Raw genomic sequence first — 23,736 nt, 5'->3', positions numbered from 1 at the left:
GGATCCAGGTTTTCGCTGAGTGTGCCGGGCGAAGGGGCCGGTACCGGTGTTGTACCGGCGCCTTCGGCCGGTGCTGCCCAGAGGAAAATCTGGCTAGGAGGCCGCTGAATTAGGGTGGTTTGCGGGTTGGTTGTCACCGAGTGATGGCAGGCGAGGACCTGGGCCTTGCTGATTCATGGGTGATGCTGGGCGTTCAGGGAGCCCAGGGCGGTTGCTCGACGAGGTTCACAATCCCCAAGACTGGGGGTTGGGCCGTGGTTTCCCTCAGGTAGCCAGGGTCCAAGCGCCCGCCGTATGGGTCAGGCCGCGACCGATGAGGTTGCGGAGGTTCAAGGCTGCGGTGCGGCGTTTGAGCCAGGCGTTGTTCTTGCCGGTGCCTAGATATCGGAGTTTGAGACGTCGGCCACCGCGGCTGGCGATCTGGGAGATGACCCGTTCCACGTTGGGGCGGAACGTCCTGTAGCTCTCGCGCAGTTCGGGCTTGTCCGCCCAGTCGCGTCGGGCTTGGCGCAGCAGGTCATCTCGTGGGTGCAGAACGATTTTACGGCCGGTCTTGGACGTGGTGCACTGTGCACGCAGTGAGCAGGCACGACAGAGAGCGCCAAAGGTGGCGACCCGGGTCCGGCTGATCGGGCGGGTGATGTCGTTGGGGCAGGTGACCGTGCCCGCTTGCTCGTCCACGGTGAAGTCGTCCACGGTGAAGTCGTCCACGGTGAATCCGCCCTCGACCGGAGCCCGCAGCGGCTTGGGCTTGATCACCGCCTCATGCCCGGCATCGTCGATCCCACCGCGTAGATCCCCTGTGCCATAGGCGGAATCGCCGTGCCACGCGCGCTTGCCGTCCTCGGCGTCGAGGAACTCCTCGGCCACAGCGGGGTCGGAGTTCTCCGTGCCGGCGGCCGTGGTCACCTTCTCGTCGGTGACGATCCCGGTCTCGGGCTCGGCCGCCACGTGCGCCCGATACCCGTCCCGCCGGTTCTCCGGGGACTTGCGGGTATGCCGCGCATCCGGATCCACTGTGGACACCACCCGGTCCGGGGCGACCTTGCGGGCGATCCGCCACCGCCCATCAGTGCCGTCACTGCCCTCGGCGGGCTCGACATCCTGACCGGCGACCAACGCCAGCAACGCCAACGCGAACTCCGCGTCGCCTTCCAGTTCGGTATCGGCCAGCGCCGCCACCAGCGCGTTCGCATCGTTGACCAGCGCGGAGACCAGCGCGTCCTTGGCGGCCGGGTCGTCCCAGTCGATCCTCGGCTTGTCCGGCCGACTGTAGTCATGGCCGGTACACACCTTCGCGATCTGCCCCGCCGCGCCGGGCACCTGCCGATCCACCCGCCGGATCGCCGAGATCAGCTGGGTGATGGTGTCCTGGGTGGCGACCGCGTCGGCCAGGATCGTGGAATCCACCGCCCGCTTGCGGCGGCCACGCAGGATCCCGGTCTCCTCGACGACCGTGCGCACCGCGTCGTTGATCCGATGCGGCCGCCCCGAGGTGGCCAGTCGTTTGCGCCAGTACACCAGCGTCGAGGGGTCGAATCCCTTGTCGTCCAATGCCATCCCGGTCGCGACCTTCCACCGCAGGTCACACCGGGCCGCCTCAGCGGTCTCCCGATCCGAGAGATCATGCAGGGTCTGCAACACCAGGATGGAGGCCATCACCGACGCCGGGATCGAGGGCCGTCCCTTGCCCGAGGGGAACAGATCCTCGAACTCTCCATCGGGGAACAGATTCCGGCGATGCCCGGCCAGGAACGCGAACATGCTCCCCGCCGGGACCAGATGACCGACCAGCGCCTCCGCGTCCAGCAGCTCCCGATCACCACGCTCCACACCCTGCATGAAACGATTCTCCCAGCTCAAACCCACATCCTGGGGCGACACGCCGATTATTCAGCGGCCTCCTAGCGGGAAGCTGGGCCGTCGAGACCCCCGACAGACTTCCGATCGTGACCACTAAGAGGGCATCTGATCTTGGTTGGGGCGATATGTCTGTGTCGGGTGACGGCTGATACCTTGATCAACTTGTGGGGTCCCGGCGTGCGTACCGCAGCGACTTGTCCGATACTCGCTGGGCGTTGATCGAGCCAACGCTGACGGCGTGGCGTGCTGCCCGGCGTGGGCCGGGAACCGTGATGCGCGTGCATGACTTGCGGGAGATCGTGAACGCGATCCTGTACGTGTGCCGGACCGGGATCGCCTGGGAGTATCTGCCGCACGACTTCCCGCCCTGCAAGACGGTTTATGACTACTACGCCAAGTGGGAAGCCGATGGCACAACGGAAACGCTGCATGACCTGTTGCGTGACCAAGTCCGCGTCGCGAAAGGCCGCGCTGCTGCCCCGACGGCGGCGATCATCGACTCGCAGAGCGTGAAAACCTCCTGCAATGTCAGCGAATCCAGTCAGGGTATCGACGCGGGCAAGAAGATCAAGGGCCGCAAACGGCACATCGCCACCGATGTGCTCGGCCTGCTGCTGGCGGTAATCGTGACCGCGGCGTCGGTGCAGGATTCCGCTGGCGGGCAACAGGTTCTCGATCATCTCGCCGCTGCGCATCCGACCGTGTCGGCGGCATGGGTGGACGGCGGCTACAACAACACAGTCATCCGTCATGGAGCCCAGCGGGGTATCCGGGTTGAGGTCGTCAAACGCCCTTCTGCCAAGGGATTCCACGTGTTGCCCCGGCGGTGGGTAGTGGAGCGCAGTCTGGGCTGGCTGATGCAACACCGCCGACTCGCGCGCGACTACGAAGCCCTGCCCCAGCGGTCGCGCACGATGGTCCACTGGGCGATGACTAACATAATGAGCCGCACCCTGACCGGGGAATCCACCCAAACCTGGCGAAACGATCCACCCAAAGCAGACATTCTTGCCTAACTAAGATCAGATGCCCTCTAAGGCCGGACCACGACGACCGGGCAGGGCGCGTGCTGCAGCAGCGCCTGGCTGGTCGACCCGAGCAGCAAGCCCGCGAGTCCACCACGGCCGCGCGAACCGACGACCACCAGCTGAGCGTCCCGTGCCTGTTCGATCAGGCTGTGCGCGGGCCGGTCCTGGGCGACGATCCGGTCGACGGACACCTCCGGGTACTTCTCCTGCCACCTGGCCAGCCGCTCGCCGAGCACCGCGAGTTCCGCGGTCTGGATCTCCGGCCAGTCGAACGCGTGCGGCACCATCGCGAAGGCCGACACCGGAAGCATGTCGCTCCAGGCGTGCACAGCGACCAGCGGTGCACTCAACCGGGCGGCCTCCGCATAGCCGAACTCGATGGCGGCCTCGCTGGCAGGTGAGCCGTCGACGCCGACCACGATCGGTTTGCCGGTGCGGTCCGTCTCCTCGCCACGGACCACGACGACCGGGCACGCGCCGCGCTGAGCGACCTTGGTGGCAACCGACCCGACCAGCAGGCCCGTGAATCCGCCCAATCCGCGTGAGCCGAGGACCATCAGTTGCGCCGTCGCCGACTCGTCGATCAACGCGGTCGCCGGATCCTGGTGCTCGAGGATGCGCGACACCTCGATCTGGGGTGCTACCCCGGTCGCGATCTGAGACGCCGACCGCAACCACTCGCGGCCTTCGTCAGCCAGGACGTCGGACACCGACTTCGGCGACGTCATCAGGGTGTAATGCGAGACCACCATGCACGCGTGGACGAGCCGCAGTGGCGCTTTGCGAGAGGCAGCCTCGTGCGCGGCCCAGCGGACTGCCTGCTGCGCGGAGCCGGAGCCGTCGATCCCGACGACAATGGGCTTGGTCATGGACTCTCTCCTTCAGCAACGGACGACGGCGAGCGGCGTCAGGGCGTAGTGCATGAGGGCTTGGCTCGTGGAACCGAGCAACATTCCGTGATAACCGCCAAGGCCGCGGCTGCCGACGACGATCAGCTGAGCGTGCTCGTCGTAGCCCAGCAGCGCCCGCACCGGCCTGCCCTTCGTGACCACACGGGTCACCAGCACGTCCGGGTACTTCTCCTGCCACCCAGCCAGCCGCTGAGCCAACAGCTCGTGCTCACGCTCCTCAAGAAGCGTCGTGTCGAACGCGATCCGGTCCACGTTCAGCTCGGGATCGAGGTACACCTCGGTCCACGTGTGCACCGCGATCAACGAGGCACCACGCAGCGAGGCTTCCTCGAAGGCGAACTTGATCGCCGCCTCGCTCGCCGGGGACCCGTCGACACCAACCACGACCGGACCGCCTGTCTTCGACGAGCCCAGTTGGGGTGTGCGGACGACCGTGACCGGGCAAGAGGCGGCTGCGACCACGGAAGTCGCGGTCGACCCCACCAGCATGCCGGTGAACCCGCCGGTGCCGCGCGCACCGAGCACGACCATGGCCGCGTCGGCGGACATCTCGAGCAGCGCTGCGACCACCTCCGCGTCTCGCAGCTCAATGGTCGGATTCAGATCGGGTACTTCCGCACAGGCCGCGTCGAGCGCCTCGTGCAACCACTTCTTCGCCTGCTCACGCAGGACCGGGCGCATCGCCGCCGCTACTTTCGCGTCGTGGTACCGGCTCGGGCCGGGTTGCACGTGTACGAGGGTCAATGGCAGCTTGCGTGCCGATGCTTCCCGCGCCGCCCAACGAACCGCGGCCAGCGCTGCCGCCGAGCCGTCGATGCCGACGATGATCGGCCGGTGGTGGTCGAACACGGTGGCCATCGCTTCCTCCATATAGGACGGTTGGCATCTCTTGGTGAAACCTTCCCCTGTCGCGCACCCGTCTGGGCAGTGCTCACCGGCCCACCCGGATAGGGCCGATCGGCCCTACTTCGGCGGTACCGCCTTCCGGAGTAGCCTCGGCGATGCGACGTGGAGGAGTTGGTGATGACCATCAAGGTGTTCCTGCTCGACGACCACGAGATCGTTCGCCGCGGACTGGGACAGCTTCTGGAAGCCGAGCCCGACATCGAAGTCATTGGCGAAGCGGGAACCGCCGCACAGGCGGTTGCCCGCATCCCCGCACTGCGCCCCGATGTGGCCCTGCTCGACGTGCGGTTGCCGGATGGGGATGGCGTCACGGTCTGTCGCGACATACGGGCCGCTGTCGAACCGCCGCCAGCGTGTCTGATGCTGACCTCGCATGCCGACGACGAGGCGCTCTTCAGCGCGATCATGGCGGGTGCCGCCGGATACATGTTGAAGCAAGTCAGCGGCAACGACTTGGTCGGCGCGATCCGAACCATCGCGAGCGGTGGATCGCTGCTCGACGCGGGCGTCACCGCGATGGTGCTCAACCGGTTGCGCAAAGGCGAGGACAAGGAGGAAGACCCCCGCTACGCGACGCTCAGCCCGCAGGAGCGCCGCATCCTGGACCTGATCGCCGAAGGCATGACGAACCGGCAAATCGCCGCACAGCTGTATCTCGCCGAGAAGACGGTGAAGAACTACGTGTCCTCGCTGCTGCACAAGCTGGGGTTCGTACGCCGTACCGAGGCCGCTGTCTACGCGACCCGGCGGCGGGACGAGAACAAGTCATGACGGTGGCCCCTCTCGTCGAACCAGGTGCCGACCTCAGCCGCCCCCTACCGACGAGCAGGGCCAGAAGTCCTACGGGACCACGGCATTGGACCTGGCCCGCACGTGGACTTCGAGCACACCGGGGACCGCGCCCGCGATGACTTCGGCGATGTGCCGGTCGGCGGCGTTGTCATAGTCGTCGATCAGAGTCGCGACTCCATCGACGACTGAGGCCGACCAGTCGCCGCGCCGGAAAGCTCGGCACAGGTGGCGCCGGACATCCCGGACAATCGTCTCGTCGTCTCTGGCAACCGTACGCAGAAGGTCCCGGCGGGTGACGATGCCGACCAGCTTGCCCTCGTCCTCGATCGGGATCGTACGCAGGTGGTGATCCAGCATGTCCCGGGCCAGTTGCGCGGCGTCGGCGTTCGGTCCTCTGGTGAGCACCTCTGTCGTCATGACGGCGTCAACAGTGCGCGCGACTGCGTGTCCGACTGCGTGCACCGGCCAATCGGGATGGATCAGCGCGCGTGGATCAACGCCGATCCGGTCGCGCAACAGGTCGATCTCGGTGACCACACCGACCATCCGACCGTCCGCGCCGACTACCGGCAGGGTCGTGAAACCGTTGTCCACCATAAGTTTCGCGGCTTGTTTGGCCGACGTGGACGGTTTGACGGTGACCAAGTCGGTGCTCATCACGTCACGTGCGCGCATGTCATGCTCCTCCCTGATCTGGACGCACCACGACCACAGGAACGTCCGAGTGACGCACGCAGGCAGCGCTGACAGACCCCAGCAATGCCTTGCGCAGGCGCTCACCGCGGTGTGTCGCGACGACGAGCATCGCGGCATCCTCAGCGGCCTCGACGAGCGCCTTGGCCGGCGGACCTTCGACAGCGCGCTCGACGATCGTCGGCACCTCGGCACGCCCTTGGACAGCAAGCCGAACGGTGCTGGACAGCTTCTCCTCGGCGATCTCGCGCTTCTGCTCACTGGGCGTCCAGACGAAGTCCGTCGCAGGGTCGACGGACCACACCGTCACCGCGTGTACCGGGCAGCGCCGGATGACGGCCTCGTCGATCGCCCAGGCGAGGGCCCGCCGCGCGGCATCCGAATCGTCGACGCCGACCACGATCGGCAGGGTTCCGTTCTGCTCAACCATTTCCGTCTCACCTCTCCCTGAAGTTCCGCTGCCACTGTCGCGGTCGCGCGGCCACGATCGATAGGGGCCAACGCCCGGACCGGACGTGCCGTTCGGCCCTGTCCGCGCATCCGGTGTTGGGCGAGCCTGATGCGATGAGCAAACCGATCGTGGTCGGCGTCAACGGTCAGCCAAACAGCGACATCGCACTGGAATGGGCGATCGCGGAGGCCGCGCACCGCGCGGTCCCGCTGCTGATCCTGCACGCAGGCGAGGTCGCACCGATGCGTGCGGTGGGCAGGGGTCCGCTGCTGCAGACGACGCGAACGTCCGGCAAGGCCCTTGTCGACAAGGCGATCGCCGTCGTCCAGGCGATGAACAAGGACATCTTCGTCTCGTCGGTCATCGCTCCCGGCGCCCCGGCCGACGTACTGATCAGATGGTCAGCCGAGGCGCTCATGCTCGTCGTCGGCAATCGCGGACGCTCACCGCTGCGGAGCTCGGTCGGCGCCAAGGTCGCGGCCCGGGCACGATGCCCGGTGATCATCGCACGTGCCGTGCCGTCGAAACACACGCCGGTCGTACTCGGAGTGGACGGTTCGCTGGTCTCCAAAGCGGCTGCGGCCTTCGCTTTCGACTACGCCGCAAAGCACACGGCCGGTGTGCGTGCGATACACACCTGGCGTCGCAGCTCGCTGCCTGGCTCTGGCGCCCTTCCCGCGCAGCGACGTGCGCACCTGTACGTCGCCGCCGAAGCATTAGCCGACGCCCACGACCGCCATCCCACAGTGCTCGCATGGGTCGTCTGCACGATCGGCAACGCACGAGATGTCCTGCGCGACGAGTCCACGCAAGCCCAGTTGCTCGTGGTCGGGACACACGGGCGCGGAGCCAAATCCGGTCTGCTGCTGGGATCGGTGAGCCGGGCGCTGATCCGCACGGCGAGTTGCCCGGTCGCGGTCATACCTACCAAATGCCCCTACGCGACAGGTCTTTAGGCCCTATCGGGGTCCTGGCGGGTGCCAGGACTGTAAGCCCATGGTCGACTCCGCGGGGCTGGAAGTGCTGAACGAAGCCGAGTGCTTCCAGCTGCTGGCCGGCGCCCCGGTCGGCCGGATCGTGTTCAACGATCGAGCGCTGCCAGCCGTCCTGCCAGTGAATTTCGCCGTCCTTGGGCGCACTCTTGTGATCAGGACAGGCGCCCGCACCAGGCTCGCCATCGCGGGTATCAATACCGTGGTGGCGTTCGAGGTGGACGAATTCCACACCTTCCCCCATCCGCGACGCGTGGAGTGTCGTGGCGGTGGGAATCGCTACTCGAGTGTCGGCCCCGGCGGACCTTGACGCCGCTCGCCATCTCGATCTGCGCTCGTGGGCTCCGGGCGTCAAGGAGTTCTACCTCCGGATGAGCATCGAGACCATTTCCGGCCGCCGACTACACCAATCCGAATAGGACACCAGCGTCGACTGGTCATCGCAACCTCCTCAGGTACGGATCCGTGTACCGCACCGGCTCGATCCGGACACGGGCATCGACGACGATGCCACCATCCCGGCCGACGACCAGCGGGTTGATGTCGAGCTCCGCGACCTCCGGCAGCAACTCGGCCAGCCTTGCCACTCGCAGCAGGACATCACGAACCAGCTGTTTGTCCACATCGGACGTGAACACACCACGCGCCGAGCGGATCGCACCGAGCATCTCGTCCGCGTCCACATCGGTCACCGGAACCAGCCGGGCCGTGCGGTCGTCGAGCATGTCGGTGTCCACGCCGCCCAATCCGAAAACCACCAGCGGGCCGAATGTCGGATCACTGGTCACGCCGATCAGCAGCTCCCGTCCCGGTTGGACCATCGGCTGGACCACAACACCGTGCAACGCGGGCCCGAAACGGCCAGAGAACTCCTCGAAAGCGGCACGGACTTCCGCCGAACCAGCCAGTCCAAGGCGCACTCCACCACCACGACTCTTGTGCAAGAGTCCAGCTGCCACCGCTTTCATCGCGACTGGGCCATCGAACTCGCGCTGCGCGGCGACCGCGGTCTCCATGTCCGGTGCGAACATCTCGCCGAGAACCGGAAGTCCAAAGGCGCGCAACAACGCCACAACCTGTTCTGGCTCAAGCCACTCGCCGTGGGAATGAGTCGCGAGGTGGTCTCGAACCACCTTCCGGGCGGCAGTCGCGTCCACGGCAGGCAGATCAGGCACTCGTCCGGCCGGACGACGCAACCAGGTGGCCCGTTCAGCGGCATGGCCCAACGCGACAGCGGCAGCTCCGGGATCGGCGAAGCACGGCAGACCGTTCAGCCAGTCCACGACGTTGCCTTGGTCGAGACGCACAGCGATCAGCGTTTTGTCCGTCTCGGCAGTGATCGCGCTCGACGGATCACCCAGTGCGGTTGGAGCGGCGATCGCGATCACCGCGTCGACCTGGTCATCGTCAAGCACGATCTGCAACGCCTGGTTGAAGATTTCGTCGGCGACCACCGCGGTCGTGTCCACCGGGTTGTGCACACTCGCCAGCGCGGGTAGTACCTTCTTGAGTTCCCCGCGCGTCCGCTCGGAAAGCGCGGGCATGATGAGTCCATTCTGGACGCATGCGTCCGCAGCCAGCACGCCTGCGCCACCGGCATTGCTGATTACGGCGACGCGGTTTCCGTTCGGCAATGGCTGGCGTGACAAGAGCGCTATTGTCCCGGTCAGCTCGGACAGTCGATCCACCGCGATCACACCGGCTTGCCGGAACAGCGCCTCACGCAGCACTGCTGGCGTCGCGGTTGCCGCGGTGTGCGATGCGGCAGCGCGCTGACCGGCTTCCGTGCTGCCCGCACGGATGGCCAACACCGGTTTGCTGCGCGCCAAGTGCCGTGCCAGTCGCGAGAACTTTCGAGGATTGCCGAAGGATTCCAAGTACAGCACGGCAACCTTGGTCCTAATATCGCTTTCCCACCAGTGCAGCAGGTCGTTGCCGCTCACGTCGTACTTGTCACCTGTGGACACCAAGGTCGACACACCAAGCCCCAGCCGACGCAACTGCTCCAGCAAAGCGATCGCGATGCCGCCGGACTGGGTCACCACCCCGACCTCGCCCGCGCTCAGACCACCGGCGGCGAAGCTCGCATCGAGCCGCACTTCGCTGTTCACCACGCCAAGGCAGTTCGGACCGACCATCCGCATCCCGTATTGACGCACGGTGTCCAGCAGCCGCTTGGCCTGTACCGGATTGGTCGACAAGCCGGAGCTGATTACCAGTAGTGCCCGCACACCAACCTGGCCACACTCGGCGGCCACATCCGCGACAGCGGCCGCGGGCACACAGGTCACTGCCAGATCGGGAGCGTTCGGTATCGCCGAGACCGATGGATAGCACGCAACGCCCAGCACTTCACGAGCATGGGGATTGACCGCGGTGACCATCCCGGTGAAACCGCCCGCCAGGATGTTGGACAGCACGGCGTGCCCGATGGATTCCGGCTTACGACCCGCCCCGATCACCGTGACCGAATCGGGGCAGAACAAGGGTTGTAGGCTCGCAGTGGCCGCGACCCGTTCGCGCACCGCGACCGCGTCGAGATAGCCCTCGCCCGGCACGAGGTCGATGTCCACCTTGATCACGTCGAAATTCGGCCTGGTACTGACAGCCAGCCCCATGTCCGAGAACACCCGGAGCATCCGCCAGTTGCCCGGCAACACGTCCGCTGTGAACCGCTGAACGCCGTGGCTACGCGCGAGCGAGCCGAGATGTTCAAGCAGGAGCGTGCCGATCCCGTGGTGCTGCACCTGATGCGCGACCACCAACGCCACATCGGCCGTGACCGGTGCGCTTCCCTGGATCACCACGTACGCGGCCATACCGAGCAAGACGTGACCGTCGAACGCGCCGACTCCGGCGTTCTCATCGAGCACCTTCGTGACGAAGATGTCGATGGGCGGCACGGACATGCTGAAGAACCGAAGGTAGCGATCCTCGTCCGGCATCGCCTTGTGCAGCGCGACAACCTGGTCGTGATCGGCGGCGGTCAACTGCCGGACCGTCACCATCGCCCCATCCGTGAGCAGGACCTCGCTCATTCTGTCCTCCTCGGCTTCCAGTCGCGGATCTCCGGCAGGTCCTCACCCGTGCGGCGGATGTGGTCGTGGTGCTTGGCCAGGCGCCCGAGAAGTTCTTGACGCAGGTGGCCGATCCGGCCGTCCAGCCGCGGCACACGCTCCAGCGCGGCCAGTGCGAGGTGATAGCGGTCGAGCTCGTTGAGCACGCACATGTCGAACGGGGTCGTGGTGGTGCCGTAGTCGTGGAAGCCCCACACGTGCAGGTTGTCGTGGCCAGGGCGACGGTAGGCCAGCCGGTGGATCAGCCACGGGTAGCCGTGGAACGCGAAGATCACCGGCTTGTCCCGGGTGAAGATCTCGCCGTACTCCCGGTCGCTGATCCCGTGCGGATGCTGCTCGGGCGAGAACAACCTGCCGAGATCGACCACGTTCACCACGCGGATCCGCAGATCCGGCACCAGTTCGAGCAGAACGTCCTTGGCGGCAAGGGTTTCCTGGGTCGGCACGTCACCGGCACAAGCCAGCACGACATCAGTGCCACCATCGATATCGGTGCTTGCCCAGCTCCAGACGCCGAGACCCTGCTCGCAGTGTGCGCGTGCCTCATCCGCTGTGAGGTACTGGTGTGCCGGTTGCTTCCCGGCGACGATCACGTTGACCAGGCCGCGTGTCCGCAAGCAGTGGTCGGCCACGGTCAGCAGCGAATTGGCGTCCGGCGGCAGGTAGACCCTGGCGACCTCGGGGCGCTTGCTCAGGACGTGATCGATGAACCCAGGATCCTGATGGGACGCCCCATTGTGGTCCTGTCGCCACACATGCGAGGTCAGCAGGTAGTTCAGACTCGGTACCGGACGACGCCACGGAATGTCCATGGACGTGTGCAGCCACTTGGCGTGCTGCGCGACCATCGAGTCCACGATGTGCGTGAACGCCTCGTAGCTCGACAGCAAGCCATGCCTGCCGGTCAGCAGGTAACCCTCCAGCCAACCCTGGCACAAGTGCTCAGACAGCACCTCGAAAACGCGGCCGTCACGAGCCAGGTGTTCATCGTTCGGTTCGATCGGCAACTGCCACCGGCGGCCCGTCACGTCCAAAACGTCTCCCAGGCGGTTGGACGCGTGCTCATCCGGCGCGAAGTACAGCAGGCTGTCCACATTGAGAACCATCGCATCACGGAGATAGCCGCCAAGAGCGCGGGTCGACTCAGCGGTCTTGCCGACGTCCACCGTGTACCGATGCCAGTCCGGCAAGTTGAGATCACGCTGCACCTGGCCGTGTGCGATCGGATTGGCGCTCATCCGCCTGGCGCCCAACGGGTGCCAGTGCCGCACCAGCGGCGCGGGCGTGCCGTCGGTTTCAAACAGCTCGCCAGGTTGGTAGGACCGCAGCCAGCTTTCCAGTTGGGCCAGCCGATGCGGGTCGGATCGGATGTCAGTGATCGGAACCTGATGCGACCGCCACGATCCCTCAACCTGGCGCCCGCCCACGGTCCGCGGCCCGGTCCACCCCTTGGGCGTGCGCAGCACGAGCACGGGCCACGCTGTCGCCCGGCTGCGGATGCCGCGGTGCGCGTCGCTTTGGATCTGCCGGATGTCGGCCAGACACTGCGCCAACGCCTCGGCGTACGCCTCGTGCACCTCGAACGGGTCCGATCCGGAAACTTCAACCGCACGCCAGCCGTGGCCGCGCAGCATTGCCGCCAGGTCATCCTTGGGCAGGCGGGAAAGCACGGTCGGGTTGGCGATCTTGTAGCCGTTCAGGTGCAGGATCGGCAACACCGCCCCGTCGGTCGCCGGGTTGAGGAAGGCGGGCGCATGCCAACTCGTGGCCAGCGGCCCGGTTTCGGCTTCGCCGTCGCCGATGACGCACGCGACGATCAGCTCCGGGTTGTCGAGCGCGGCTCCCGTCGCGTGCGCGAGGGCGTACCCGAGTTCGCCGCCCTCGTGGATCGAGCCAGGCAAGTGTGCCGAGGCGTGGCTGGGCACCCCGCCCGGGAACGAGAACTGACGGAACAACTCCCGCATCCCCGCCTCGTCCTGGCTGACGTGCGGGTACAGCTCGGAGTAGGTGCCCTCCAGCCACGCGGCCGCATTGAGGCCCGCGGCACCATGTCCCGGCCCGGTCACAAGTAGCGCGTTGACGTCGTCGCGCATGATCAGGTGGTTAAGGTGTGCGTAGGTCAGGGTGATGCCCGGCACCGTCCCCCAGTGCCCCAGCAGCCGCGGTTTGACATGTTCCGGCTGGAGCGGCACACGCAGCAACGGGTTGTCCATCAAGTAGATCTGGCCGACTGACAGGTAATTGGCCGCTCGCCACCAGGCGTCGATCCGGCGCATCGTGTCGGTCACCGACCGCGTCTCGGTGAGCTGGGGTTGGGCGGTCATCAGGTGCCTTCCGTCAAAAGTTGCTTGCCACCAACGCTGCCCGCACGGCGTAGGGCGCCGATACTGCCGAGCGCCCTGTCCAACTCGGGCCTTTCGGCCTGTTCCAGTGCTCACAAACAAGTGCTGACTTCGTCGACCGGCCGACGACGGGTGTGCGGCGGCAGGTAGCCGTAGCCAAAACGCAGGACCGCCTGCGGATAGCCCTCCTCACCGAGCACGGACGTCAACGCGGAGCGACTCGCCGACCTCTCGACCGCCGCGGACAAAAACGACGTACTGACTTCACCGGCCGTGGCCGTGAGCAGAACCCGTTGCAGGGCCTGGCCGGCGCGCATGTGGTCACGAGCGTCGTCTCGATGGGTCAACAGCACTCCCAGCAACGGCTCCTGCTCGTATTCCCTAGGCCGCTTGTCACCGTCAGAACCATAGTGCCGCAGCAGAACCAACGGCTCGATGAGTGGCGGCGGGCCGCTGGCCAACGGCGGAACCCCATCGAGTCGGTCCGGATCCTCGGCAACCCACGCCAACAGTTCATCCTGGAAGCCGACGTCCTGCCGCTGCGAGTTCTCGGCGAACCGCAAGAGCGTGGACACCGCGTCGTATCGTTGCGGCCGAACCAACAGAACCAGCCGAGCACCTTCATGCAAAGCCGCTTGCCGCAAAGCCATCTGTACGTCGCCGCCCACCGGGTCGTCCCGGAACGGCCGCCTGTTGGTACGCCGCCGCGGGATCGCCTTGTACAGCACCAGTTCGTCAGCCCTTGCCGCGAGATGCCCGCTGACTCGCACCCGCGCCAACAGATCTCGCCGGTCAGCGTCCGGCGTGAGCCAAACGTGTACTGGAAGCCCCTGCGACCGCAGCGCCATCCGCAAGTTGAACAGCGCGGCACCACAGGACATCCGCGCCTCACGACCACCTGGGTCGGCGACCGCCAAGACACGCGATTCGTCCAGCAGAACGTCAACCTGGTCGCCGGTGACCTCGAATCGCCACGGCTGCGTGTTGTGCGGGGACGGCGCCAGAATCGCCGCCTCCAGCGCGTCCTGCCACTGGGGAGATGTCATGCCGCCACTCCCTTCTTGATCCGGGCCACCGCGATTTCGGCCTGTTCCTGGTGTGCACGGCACTGATGATCTTCTGTTCCAGCAAATACACGAGCAATCCGGGATCCACCGAGCCGGACAGCTTGAGGCTCGACGAACCCGGATTCACCGTCATCGCACGCATACCAGCACTGTGACGGAAAAGAACGTGCCCAGTTCAGTGACTATCGACTCACGACATAGGGCCGAAAGTCCCCTTCGGCCGCCGCCAGATCAGCTTGTCCACCTCGACCACGACGAACGCGGCCACGCTCACGGCAAGGATGAGCAGCCACCCGCCGACGTCCAGCGGCGCGGTGTGGAACAGGGTTTTCAACACCGGCACGTACGCCGAGGTTACGGGTCGGCCAGGCCCTGAACGCTGAGCCTCTCCATGTCCAAGTAGGGTGCGATCACCCTGGCGTACGAGGTCGCGCCGAAATGAGACTGGAGTTTTCGCCCCCAAATCGGCGTGCCGACCTTGATCCAGGCCAATGTGGACGGTCGGCGCCGCCAAAGAGCGTCACGGTCGCTCTGGATCAGCAGTTCCGGCTCGGCATTGATGCCGATCGCGGCCGCTGCCCAGACCTTGACATAGCTCGCGCGACGAAGCTCCCACGTGTGGCGAACAGGCGCCGGTCGGGGGATCGAACCCAATGCCACTGACTTGAGCGACGATCCTCGTGAAAGCCCTGGTTGGGTAAGCCCAGCCGTCTCCCCGAGCCCAACGCAACACAGCGAACTCAACGTGAGCAGATCCTCGATCTCGTAGTGACTTTTGTGGATACTGCTGACTTTCTGCGACGCCAGGCACAACGAAGAGCTGAGTCCACGTGCTCAATAGCCACATGGAGCACGCCGCGCGCTAACGCTGTGGCTTGCCGTGTTTTTCTGGAGTAAGACCCACTGGTGAGTCCGAAAAGGATGGATGAGTGTCGAGTGCGGAGTTGCGTGAGGGTTCGGAAACGACGACAGCGGCGATGAAGGTCAGCGCAATGCAGCCGGTAACCCACCAGAAGAACAGGCTCTCATGGCCGATCTGCTTGAGCGCCAGCGCGATCGGCTCGGCCATTCCGCCAAAGGTCGCGGCGACCAGAGCGTGTGGCAGCCCGACACCGAGCGCACGGACACTTGTCGGGAACATCTCGGCCTTGATGATCGCAGCCAGCGCGGTGTATCCAGTGAGAAACGTCAGTCCGGTTGTCATCAGCAGAAAGGCGATCCACGGATTCCTGGTGGTGCCGAGGATGGTCATGATCGGGACGGTCAGCACCATTCCGCTGATCGAAAAGCCGAGCATGATCGGTTTGCGGCCCCACCGGTCGGACAGAGCGCCGACGACGGGCTGCATGAGCATGAAAAGGAATAGTGCCGCGAAACCGATGACCGACACCGTGGACTTCGCGATGCCCGCGGTGTTGACCATGTATTTCTGCAGGTATGTTGTGAATGTGTAAAACGCTACCGTCCCGCCAATGGCGAGCCCGAACACGGCGATCAGTCTCCGCCAGTACCCGGTCAGCAACGTTGACAGGCCGCCTCGGCCGCGGTCCGTTGAGCGGCTTGCCGTTTCCTCTTCGAAATATCGAGACTCGGTCATCGTGCGCCGCAGGTACATGACGATCAGACCGCCAATGGCGCCGATGGCGAACGGCACCCGCCACCCCCAGTCGCTCATCTGCTGCTCGGTCAGCCAAGCCTGCATAATGATCATGACAAACAGCGCAGCGAGCTGGCCAAGGGTGATCGAGACATACTGGAAGCTCGAGTAGAAGCCTCGGCGGCCAGCCGGAGCGATCTCGGACAGATAGGCCGCACTGGATCCGAACTCGCCACCGACCGACAGGCCCTGGGTCAGGCGCGCGAGAACGAGAATGATCGGCGCGAGCACGCCGATGGTCTGGTATCCCGGCGTCACCGCGATCGCCAACGAGCCGACGCTCATCAGCGTCACCGACAACGTCAACGCCGATCGTCGACCGAACCGATCCGCGTACCGGCCAAGCAGCCAGCCGCCGAGCGGGCGCATCAGGAATCCGACCGCGAACACCACAGCCGTGGACAGCAACTGGGCGGTAAGATTTCCAGCCGGAAAGAAACTGGCCGCGAAATAGATGCTGAAGGAAGCGTAAACGAACCAGTCGTACCATTCGACAAGATTGCCAAGAACACCGCGCACCACGTTGAGCGAAACTTCGTCGCCCTGTTGGTGTGACAAATGAACCTCCTTCACATGAATCGCACACACGCGCCAGTTGACGTGTCTACGACCGTGACGGAATGGTAGGGCGGTGGCCATGGCCGAGCCAGCCCGCTGACGACAAGTCGCCATCCGCATGCGCTGAATTGCTGGACTCTTCGGCAATTTCAGCAAAGTCGTTGCAGCGCAAGGGCTAAGACGCGTCGGCACCTGTCCATGATAGAAGTACGTACAACAGGAACCGGACAACGCGCTTCCGGCGCGGCAGTTTCGCATGAACTCATCTGAACGATTCGACAGCCGGACGATTCGACGTGTCGGTCACGGATCGCCTCACGGTGGTGCTTGTGACGCACGGCAGCACGGTCATCGAATCGTGGAACGGCCGCGATTGGGACCGCGCGGACTTCTACCCAGGCAGAGTCGGAATGATAGTGCCCGGCAGGACAATGCGGCTACGATCGGGTGGCGTGGCTCCGTTCACAGGCAGTCGACGACCGGCACCCAATGCGGTACACCAACTAGCGGAAAAGGTGAACAATCCAGTCCGCCTGATTCTCATACCTTGACCACGCATCGACGAACGGCTCGTCTTCCGGTTCACAGGCCATGGCTGTGCATGGCTTCCCCGTGCCAAGAATGACCAGGGAGCGCGCCAAACCGATGTTGCCGAGGTTCAGCACGGCCAACGCTGACAAAGTTCCGCGGTTCTCTTGTTGGGAACGTCAGGGCGACCTGTGCCGGTCTCGGGTTCGTATGGCTGCCGCTGTCTCGCCCTAACGGGGTTCCATTGCCATTGCTCGCTATCGGGCTGGCCGTCACGGCCACGGCATACAGCCGTGGAATGACGATGTGGGCACTCTCACACCCGTGACTGACATTGCAAAAGGTCCACAAACGATCTCGGTCATGATCCAGTCACCGAACGAAAGAAACCCTCTGACCTGGTTTTCCACCAAGCCAGAGGGCTTTCTTGCGACCGTCGGAACGACAGGATTTGAACCCGCGCCCCCTTGCCCCCCAGCCTAGTCCACAAAGGACCGTTATCAGCAGGACAGAGAACCCCGACGTCAAAACCGGTTCCACTCCAAGCACTTCAGTGCAGTTCAGGACACCTGCGGCACGACCAATAAGTCCACAGTGGTCATAGGAATCGGCAACCCGTACCGCCGCGACGACATTGTCGGACCGGCCGTGGCCGACTGAACTGGCCGGACTTGGACCGTCCGATGTGGACTTCGTGACTGCGGCCAGACGCTGCTCGCGATAACGTCCACGCCGTCAGCTCACGGCTGGCGATCAGCTAGCGCACGGTCAAACGCCAGGCCTGCGTCATTGTCACGCCTGGGGCGAACCGGACTTCGACCGGAACCTGCCGCGCAGCCGGCCGAACCACCCGGCGATCATCGCCTTGATGATGCTGGACGCCTTCATTGGCGGGGGCGACGGTGGAGCGGACACAGCCTCGGCTTCATGGGGCAACTGAGCGGTGTCTATCCGGGTTCGGACCTGCTCGGCCAACTCGGCGATCATCCGGTTGGAGACGTCGGCCATGATGCCGCGGCCGAACTGAGCCAATTTACCCGAGATGGTCAGCTCGGTGGCAAAGGTGACGGTCGAACCGCCCTCCTTCGCCCTGACCTGCATCTTCGCCTCCGCCCGCGCCGAGCCGGAACCACGGGCGTCCTTCCCCTCGGCGAGCAGGACGGCAACCCGGGTCGCGGGGTCACAGGAGACGATCGTGGCGGTGCCCGCGTAAGCCGCGGACAGCGGCCCCACCTTGATCTTGACCTTGCCGCGGTACGAGTCTCCGCCCAGGTCCTCGGTCAGCTCCGCACCCGGGAAACACGCGGCCACGTTGTGCGGGTCCTGCAGGAACTCGAAGACCCGGTCTGGTGAAGCGCTTATGTCAAACGAGTTCTCGATCAGCATCGGGGATTTCCTTCCAGCGCGGCGAGTACCGCGTCCATCACCCGGCCGGGCGTTGCCGGGGCACAGTTGATGCGGGCCCGCAACGGCCGCAGCGCGTCCTCGATGGCCCCGGCGATGGCGGCCGGGGCCGGGATCGTGCCGCCCTCCCCCGCGCCTTTGGCGCCCAGCGGGTTCAACGGGCTGGGCGACTGGATGTGAAACAGTTCCACCGGCGGCACCTCCACCGCCGACACCAGCGGATAGTCCAAGTAACTCGCGGTCTGGGGCTGCCCTTCGGCGTCGTAGACCGTGTCCTCGTACAGCGCGTTGCCGATGCCGTGCGCGAACCCGCCGATCACCTGACCGTCCACCAGGCGCGGGTTGATCACGGTCCCACAGTCGTGCCCGATGACGTATCTCAGCACAGTCACACCGCCGGTGTCCGGGTCGACTTCTACCATGGCCGCGTGCGCACCACTGGCGTAAGCGGCCCTGGCCGGGGCGAAGTAGCTGGATGTCTCGATACCGGGCTTGATTCCGGCAGGCAGGGTGATGCCGTGCTTGCCGATATTGGCCACCCTTGCGATGTCCAAAAGGGACACTGACTTCTCCTGGTCGCCGCCATCCAGCGAGATCCGATCGCCCTCCAGTCTGAGTGCGTCCGAACCGAGGATCTTCGACGCCGTGTCGAGCAGCCTTTCGCGCATCTGCTGACCCGCCTGATAGACGGCAGGACCGCACGTCGCGGTGATCCGGGAGGCGAATGTGCCCTGCCCGAACGGAATCCGGGACGTGTCACCGGTGACGACCGAGATGTGCTCCATCCCGATCCCGATCGCATCCGCGGCGATCTGGGCGTACACCGTCTCGTAGCCCTGGCCCTGAGGCGCGGCGGCAATCGTCACGAGAAGCTTGCCCCGGTTGGTCAGCCGGATCTTGGCGCCCTCATATGGCCCCAGGCCGCATCCTTCGACGTATACCGCGAGGCCGATGCCGACGTGACGTCCCTCGGCACGGGCACCTTCCCTGAACGCCTTTGCCTCCGCGTAGTCGAGCCGCTCCAAAGTGCCGGACAGCAACGCCGGGAAGTCTCCGCTGTCGTACGTCAGCGGGCTACCGTCGCGGAACATGATGCCCACCTGGTACGGAAACTCGTCCGCCTTGATCAAGTTGCGGGCGCGGACCTCGGCTGGGTCGATGTCCAGGTACTCGGCGATCCGGTCCATCATCCGTTCCATCGCGAACACCGCCTGCGGGCGGCCCGCGCCACGCACCGACGACGTCGGAACCATATTGGTGTAGCACGCGACGAGGTCGATCGAGATGTTCGGGATCTTGTACGGCCCCGGCACGGTCGCGGTCGTGATCGAGGGGACCTGCAAGCCCGCGCAGTAAGCGCCCTGGTCGTGCTCCACGTAGTCCCGCAGAGCCAGCAGCTTGCCGTCGCTGTCGAAACCGACCTCGATGTGGTGCGTCTGCGAACGCTCCATCATCGCGCTCACCATGTTCTCCTGCCGGTCCTCGACCCATTTGACCGTGCGGCCCAGCTTGATCGCGACCCACGGCACGACGACTTCCTCGCCGTAGAACTGGGCTTTCGGGCCGAACCCGCCGCCGACGTCCGGCGGGGCGATGACCCGGATGTCATCCTCGGCCATGTCGTAGATCATCGACAGCTGCTGGCGCGCGTAGTGCGGTGCCTGCGTGGTGTCCCAGATGGTCACCTGGCTGATCGACGGGTCGAATCTGGCCGCGACCGCACGAGGTTCCATCGAGTGCGCACCACCGCGCATCACGAAGAACTCCTCGGACAACGTGTGCGGCGCCTCGGCGAGTGCACGCTCGGCGTCGCCGGACCGTTGCTTGATCCGGACAGCGACGTTGCTGGACGCGGTCGAGTGCGCGGTTGGCGCGCCCTCGGCGAGCGCTGCGGCGGTCGACGCGACCGCAGGCAGGACCTCGTAGTCCACCTCAATCAGGTCAACCGCGTCCTCGGCCAGGTATCGGCTCTCGGCGATCACGACCGCGACTGGCTCGCCGACGTAGTGCACCTCCTCCGGCGGCATCGGCAGCCGTGGCCGGTCGTCCAGGTCCGGGTGCAACACCTTGGGCGCCAACGGTTTCTGAATTTCCATCAGGTCCGCGCCGCTGAACACCGCGACCACACCGGGCGCTGCACGAGCGACGGTGAGGTCCATGCCGTTGATCCGGGCGTGGGCGTGCGGTGAACGTAAGAACGCGGCCGCCAGTGCGCCGGGGATGTCGAGGTCGTCGAGGTAGCGGCCGCGGCCGGTCAGCAGCCGGTCGTCTTCACGGCGGGGGATGCCCGCTCCGATCATGGTCATCCGCTCGCGTCCAATACTGCTCGCACAAGTCCCTGGTAGCCGGTGCAGCGGCAGATGTTGCCGCTGAGCACCTCCCTTGCGGTCACCTCGTCGCGCACCGGGCCTTCCCGCAACGCCGCGGTCACGCTCATCAGGAAGCCTGACGTGCAGAACCCGCACTGCAGCGCGTAGTTGTCCTTGAAGGCCTGCTGGAGCGTGCCGAGCTCACCGTCCTCGGACGCAAGGCTCTCCACCGTCTCCAGCTCGCTGCCGTCAGCCTGAACGGCAAGCATCAGGCAGGAGCGGACCGCGGCCCCGTCCAGGATCACCGTGCACGCCCCGCAAACGCCGTGTTCGCAACCAAGGTGGGTCCCGGTCAGCCGCAGACGCTCACGCAGGAAGTCAGCCAGGGTGAGACGGCTGTCGACCTCGTCGTGATGGGTCGTTCCGTTCACCGTCACCTTGATCGGGTGGGTCATGGCTTGCCTCCTTGCCTGGCGACATCGACCAGCGCACGCAGGACGAGCACTCCGGTCAGCCGCCGCCGGTGTTCCGCGGACGCGTGGATGTCGCCGGTCGGATCGACTGTGGCGCGAGCGGCCTCAGCGGCGGCGGCACGCGCCTGGGAGTCCAATGTGGAACCGATCAGCAGGTTCTCGGCCTCGGTCAGTCGCTGCGGCGTCGGAGCGACTCCGGCCGCGGCGATCCGACAGTCGGTGACCGCGCCTGAAGTGTCCACAGTTGCCGCGACGGCGACACCCGCGAGCGCGAAGTCGCCTTTGCGGGTGGCGAACTCGTGGAATGCCGTGTGGGTACCCGGTTTGGGCCTGCGGAAGGTCACTCCGGTGAGCATCTCGTCCGGCTCGATCGCCGTGGTCAGGTGGAACTGGAAGAAGTCCGCGACATCGACCTCACGGGTCCTGCGGGCGGAGGCGAGAGTGAACGTGCTGTCCAAAACGGACACGACACTCGGCAACTCCGCGGCGGGGTCGGCGTGGGCGAGGCTGCCGCAGACCGTGCCACGGTTGCGGATCTGCGGATGCGCGACCTGCTTGAGCGCCTGACCGAAGATCGGCGTGGCCATGGCGATCTCCGGGGAACGCTCGGCGGTCCGTTGCCGGACGAGCGCGGGGATCGTGACCGTGTCGCCGTTGTCCTTGGGCCGGCTGAACTCCGCGCCGATCCGGTTGATGTCGATCAGGTGCTCGAATCGGGTCAGCCGGAAGTTCAGGATGGGCATCAGACTCTGCCCACCGGCAAGCACCTTGGCATCGTCACCGAGGTCGGACAACAGCGACAGGGCCTCGTCAAGCGAACGCGGCGCGTGGTACGTGAACGGGGCCGGTTTCACAACGCCTCCCTGGCAACGACATCAGCCAGCTCCGGCTGCTCGATGAACGTCATGTGCCGTAGTCCCGGCAGGATCCGCAGGGTGGAGCCTGCGATGTTCTCGTGCAACTCGGCCGACATCTCCGGCGGAGTGGCGTAGTCGTGCTCACCGACCATGATCAGCGTCGGCGCTGTGATCGAGGACAGCAGTGGCCGGGAATCCATGGCTCCCATGGCGATGCACGCCGCGGCGTGCGCATCGCTGTTCTGCTTCAGGAAGATGTCGGCGGCGCGCTTGGCCTCCGGCGTGTCCGCGAACTGCGGGGAGAACCAGCGATCCAGCTGGAACGGGATCTGGTCGGCCCGCGGCACGGCTTTCGCCTTGCGTGCCCGTTCGGCCCAGACCTCCGGTGCGTCCGCGCCGTACCACGCGGTCGCGTCAGCCAGGATCAACGAACGAACCCGGTCCGGGTACATGCCCGCGAACGTGACCGCGACACTGCCACCCATCGACATGCCGAGCAGGTTCACCGTGGGCAGCGCCAGGGTGTCCATGGCTTGGGCCAGGTCGTCAGCCATGTCCGCGATGGCGAACGGCTCACCGTCCCAGCTGCTGAAACCGTGACCACGCAAGTCAGGCGCATACACGGCATGCCCGGCCAGTCGATCGGCAACGGGTTGCCACAGCTCGCCCGCACTCGCCAACGGGTGCAGCAGAACCAGCGGTTCTCCCGCGCCCCAACGCAATACGGATAGTTGGCCGGTTTTCGTGGCTGCGGAAAGCCTCAGCGGCGGGCTCATGAGATCTTCCCGAAGAGGTCGACGGCGGCGCCGCGCATCACCGAGTCGGTCAAGTGCTCGGTAAGCGCGGCGTTCCGCACAGTGGTGGCGGGTTGTGGGTCGCCGATGGCGAATGGGTAGTCGCTGCCCAGCATGACGCGGCCGGGTGCGACGTTCTCGGTGAGGAATGCGATCGCGGGCGCGGTGAGCGCCACGGTGTCGTAGTAGAAGTCCTGCAGGTATGCCGAAGGCTGGCCGCGCTCCAGATCAGCGACCTTGGTCTCGCCGGTGCGATAGCCGCCGTCGAGCCTGCCTGCCTGGTACGGAAGGAAACCGCCGCCGTGCACAGCGAGCAGCTGCAAGCCGGGGAATCGGTCGAACACACCGTTCAGGATCAGGTTGCCCAGCGCGAGTGTGTTGTCGACCAGACGGCCGTGGACGTTGCCAAGCCCACCATGCGGTCCGCACGTCGACGGGTGCAGCATGATCGGCGCCTGGTGCTCGACCGCTGCCATCCACAGTGGAGCGTAATGGTCCGAGTGCAGCGGCGGGCCGTTCAACGGATCCGTGCTGAGCATCAGGCCGACCAGCTGCGGCACGTTGATCGCATCGACGAGGTCCTGTGCGGCCTGGTCGGCATCAGTGGTGTCCACACTGGCCAGTGCGGCTGTGCCGAGCTCGTCGGCCGATTCACACATGGCGTCGTTGAGCCGCAACGCCCAGTCACGGCCGTTCTCCTGGATGTCCAGCCACGGCGACAGGATCTGTCTGGTCACGCCGGTGTCGGCGAGCCATGATCTGCGAGCGTCCACATTGGTCATCCGAGGGCCGATCGGCCGGGTCTCGCCGATCCCGGGCGCCGAGAACACCCAGCCCTTGTCGGTCCGGCGGAACGCGGAATCGGTGAGCAACGACTCGGGCACTATGTGTGCGTGCGCGTCGATGACCTCGTTCATGGCTCTGACGCTAGGTTTCCCGACACCGCAGGACCAGCGAGCTTTCCTTTCCCCTGCGGTAAGCAGACCTGACAGCCCGGCTATGGCTTTCGTGCCGGTTCGCGTGTTCCGATGGGT

21 protein-coding genes are annotated in these 23,736 nt (G+C 65.6%); 4 read left to right on the top strand and 17 right to left on the bottom strand.

The genetic code is table 11. The features are described from left to right. Positions 1-264: 264 nt before the first annotated feature. A complete protein-coding gene (locus LWC34_RS04490) occupies positions 265-1,842 on the bottom strand; it encodes an IS1182 family transposase (protein ID WP_233723125.1) in 1,578 nt (525 codons plus the stop codon). A gap of 185 nt (positions 1,843-2,027) precedes the next feature. Here LWC34_RS04490 and LWC34_RS04485 point away from each other — a divergent pair, with 185 nt between their 5' ends. Next, a complete protein-coding gene (locus tag LWC34_RS04485; protein ID WP_233723124.1) occupies positions 2,028-2,879 on the top strand; it encodes an IS5 family transposase in 852 nt (283 codons plus the stop codon). Positions 2,880-2,896: 17 nt separating this feature from the next. On the opposite strand, the gene LWC34_RS04480 is transcribed toward LWC34_RS04485, so the two are convergent. Both LWC34_RS04480 and LWC34_RS04475 read right to left on the bottom strand, forming a co-directional pair. After that, positions 2,897-3,760, bottom strand: a complete 864-nt coding sequence (locus LWC34_RS04480; protein ID WP_233723123.1) for a universal stress protein — start codon at positions 3,758-3,760, stop codon at positions 2,897-2,899. Between the two features lie 12 nt (positions 3,761-3,772). Then, positions 3,773-4,660, bottom strand: a complete 888-nt coding sequence (locus tag LWC34_RS04475; RefSeq protein WP_233723122.1) for a universal stress protein — start codon at positions 4,658-4,660, stop codon at positions 3,773-3,775. A gap of 165 nt (positions 4,661-4,825) precedes the next feature. Here LWC34_RS04475 and LWC34_RS04470 point away from each other — a divergent pair, with 165 nt between their 5' ends. After that, entirely contained in the window at positions 4,826-5,479 is a 654-nt protein-coding gene (locus LWC34_RS04470; RefSeq protein WP_233723121.1) for a response regulator, read from the top strand. A gap of 69 nt (positions 5,480-5,548) precedes the next feature. On the opposite strand, the gene LWC34_RS04465 is transcribed toward LWC34_RS04470, so the two are convergent. Both LWC34_RS04465 and LWC34_RS04460 read right to left on the bottom strand, forming a co-directional pair. After that, positions 5,549-6,175, bottom strand: a complete 627-nt coding sequence (locus tag LWC34_RS04465; protein ID WP_233723120.1) for a CBS domain-containing protein — start codon at positions 6,173-6,175, stop codon at positions 5,549-5,551. A 1-nt stretch (position 6,176) separates the two neighbouring features. Further along, entirely contained in the window at positions 6,177-6,623 is a 447-nt protein-coding gene (locus LWC34_RS04460; protein ID WP_233723119.1) for a universal stress protein, read from the bottom strand. Positions 6,624-6,757: 134 nt separating this feature from the next. On the opposite strand from LWC34_RS04460, the gene LWC34_RS04455 reads away from it, so the two are divergent. Further along, positions 6,758-7,600, top strand: a complete 843-nt coding sequence (locus LWC34_RS04455) for a universal stress protein (protein WP_233723118.1) — start codon at positions 6,758-6,760, stop codon at positions 7,598-7,600. Between the two features lie 40 nt (positions 7,601-7,640). After that, the gene (locus LWC34_RS04450) at positions 7,641-7,946 is read left to right on the top strand and encodes a pyridoxamine 5'-phosphate oxidase family protein (RefSeq protein ID WP_233723117.1); all 306 of its coding nucleotides are present in this window, start codon (positions 7,641-7,643) and stop codon (positions 7,944-7,946) included. Positions 7,947-8,073: 127 nt separating this feature from the next. Here LWC34_RS04450 and LWC34_RS04445 read toward each other — a convergent pair whose 3' ends face one another. The 12 genes from LWC34_RS04445 to LWC34_RS04390 form a co-directional block, all read right to left on the bottom strand. Continuing rightward, a complete protein-coding gene (locus tag LWC34_RS04445; protein ID WP_233723116.1) occupies positions 8,074-10,674 on the bottom strand; it encodes a bifunctional acetate--CoA ligase family protein/GNAT family N-acetyltransferase in 2,601 nt (866 codons plus the stop codon). After that, positions 10,671-13,037, bottom strand: coding sequence for a phosphoketolase family protein (locus tag LWC34_RS04440; protein ID WP_233723115.1), 2,367 nt, complete (start codon positions 13,035-13,037; stop codon positions 10,671-10,673). The genes LWC34_RS04445 and LWC34_RS04440 overlap by 4 nt, the downstream gene beginning before the upstream one ends. 110 nt (positions 13,038-13,147) lie before the next feature. Then, on the bottom strand, positions 13,148-14,101 hold the full coding sequence (locus tag LWC34_RS04435; RefSeq protein WP_233723114.1) for an Acg family FMN-binding oxidoreductase: 954 nt from the start codon (positions 14,099-14,101) through the stop codon (positions 13,148-13,150). A gap of 211 nt (positions 14,102-14,312) precedes the next feature. After that, positions 14,313-14,465 (bottom strand): cation transporting ATPase C-terminal domain-containing protein, encoded by a 153-nt coding sequence (locus LWC34_RS57915; RefSeq protein ID WP_233723113.1) that lies wholly within the window; start codon positions 14,463-14,465, stop codon positions 14,313-14,315. Between the two features lie 11 nt (positions 14,466-14,476). Further along, complete coding sequence (locus tag LWC34_RS04425; RefSeq protein WP_233723112.1) at positions 14,477-14,782, bottom strand: hypothetical protein; 306 nt, start codon at positions 14,780-14,782, stop codon at positions 14,477-14,479. 202 nt (positions 14,783-14,984) lie between these two features. Continuing rightward, positions 14,985-16,337, bottom strand: coding sequence for an MFS transporter (locus tag LWC34_RS04420; RefSeq protein WP_233723111.1), 1,353 nt, complete (start codon positions 16,335-16,337; stop codon positions 14,985-14,987). Between the two features lie 1,320 nt (positions 16,338-17,657). Further along, positions 17,658-18,251, bottom strand: coding sequence for an SRPBCC family protein (locus tag LWC34_RS04415; RefSeq protein ID WP_233723110.1), 594 nt, complete (start codon positions 18,249-18,251; stop codon positions 17,658-17,660). Beyond that, complete coding sequence (locus LWC34_RS04410; protein ID WP_233723109.1) at positions 18,245-20,575, bottom strand: xanthine dehydrogenase family protein molybdopterin-binding subunit; 2,331 nt, start codon at positions 20,573-20,575, stop codon at positions 18,245-18,247. Before LWC34_RS04410 ends, LWC34_RS04415 begins: the two co-directional genes overlap by 7 nt. Further along, positions 20,572-21,033, bottom strand: coding sequence for a (2Fe-2S)-binding protein (locus tag LWC34_RS04405; RefSeq protein ID WP_233723108.1), 462 nt, complete (start codon positions 21,031-21,033; stop codon positions 20,572-20,574). The genes LWC34_RS04410 and LWC34_RS04405 overlap by 4 nt, the downstream gene beginning before the upstream one ends. Further along, positions 21,030-21,905: an FAD binding domain-containing protein gene (locus tag LWC34_RS57910; RefSeq protein WP_233723107.1), complete on the bottom strand. Its 876-nt coding sequence runs from the start codon at positions 21,903-21,905 to the stop codon at positions 21,030-21,032. The genes LWC34_RS04405 and LWC34_RS57910 overlap by 4 nt, the downstream gene beginning before the upstream one ends. Further along, complete coding sequence (locus LWC34_RS04395) at positions 21,902-22,684, bottom strand: alpha/beta fold hydrolase (RefSeq protein WP_233723106.1); 783 nt, start codon at positions 22,682-22,684, stop codon at positions 21,902-21,904. Before LWC34_RS04395 ends, LWC34_RS57910 begins: the two co-directional genes overlap by 4 nt. After that, on the bottom strand, positions 22,681-23,619 hold the full coding sequence (locus LWC34_RS04390) for an amidohydrolase family protein (RefSeq protein ID WP_233723105.1): 939 nt from the start codon (positions 23,617-23,619) through the stop codon (positions 22,681-22,683). Before LWC34_RS04390 ends, LWC34_RS04395 begins: the two co-directional genes overlap by 4 nt. Positions 23,620-23,736 lie beyond the last annotated feature (117 nt).

This window comes from Kibdelosporangium philippinense, from assembly GCF_021390435.2.
Lineage (GTDB): Bacteria > Actinomycetota > Actinomycetes > Mycobacteriales > Pseudonocardiaceae > Kibdelosporangium > Kibdelosporangium philippinense.
Note: the sequence above shows the minus strand (reverse complement) of the source record. Positions and strands in the feature narration are given on the sequence as shown.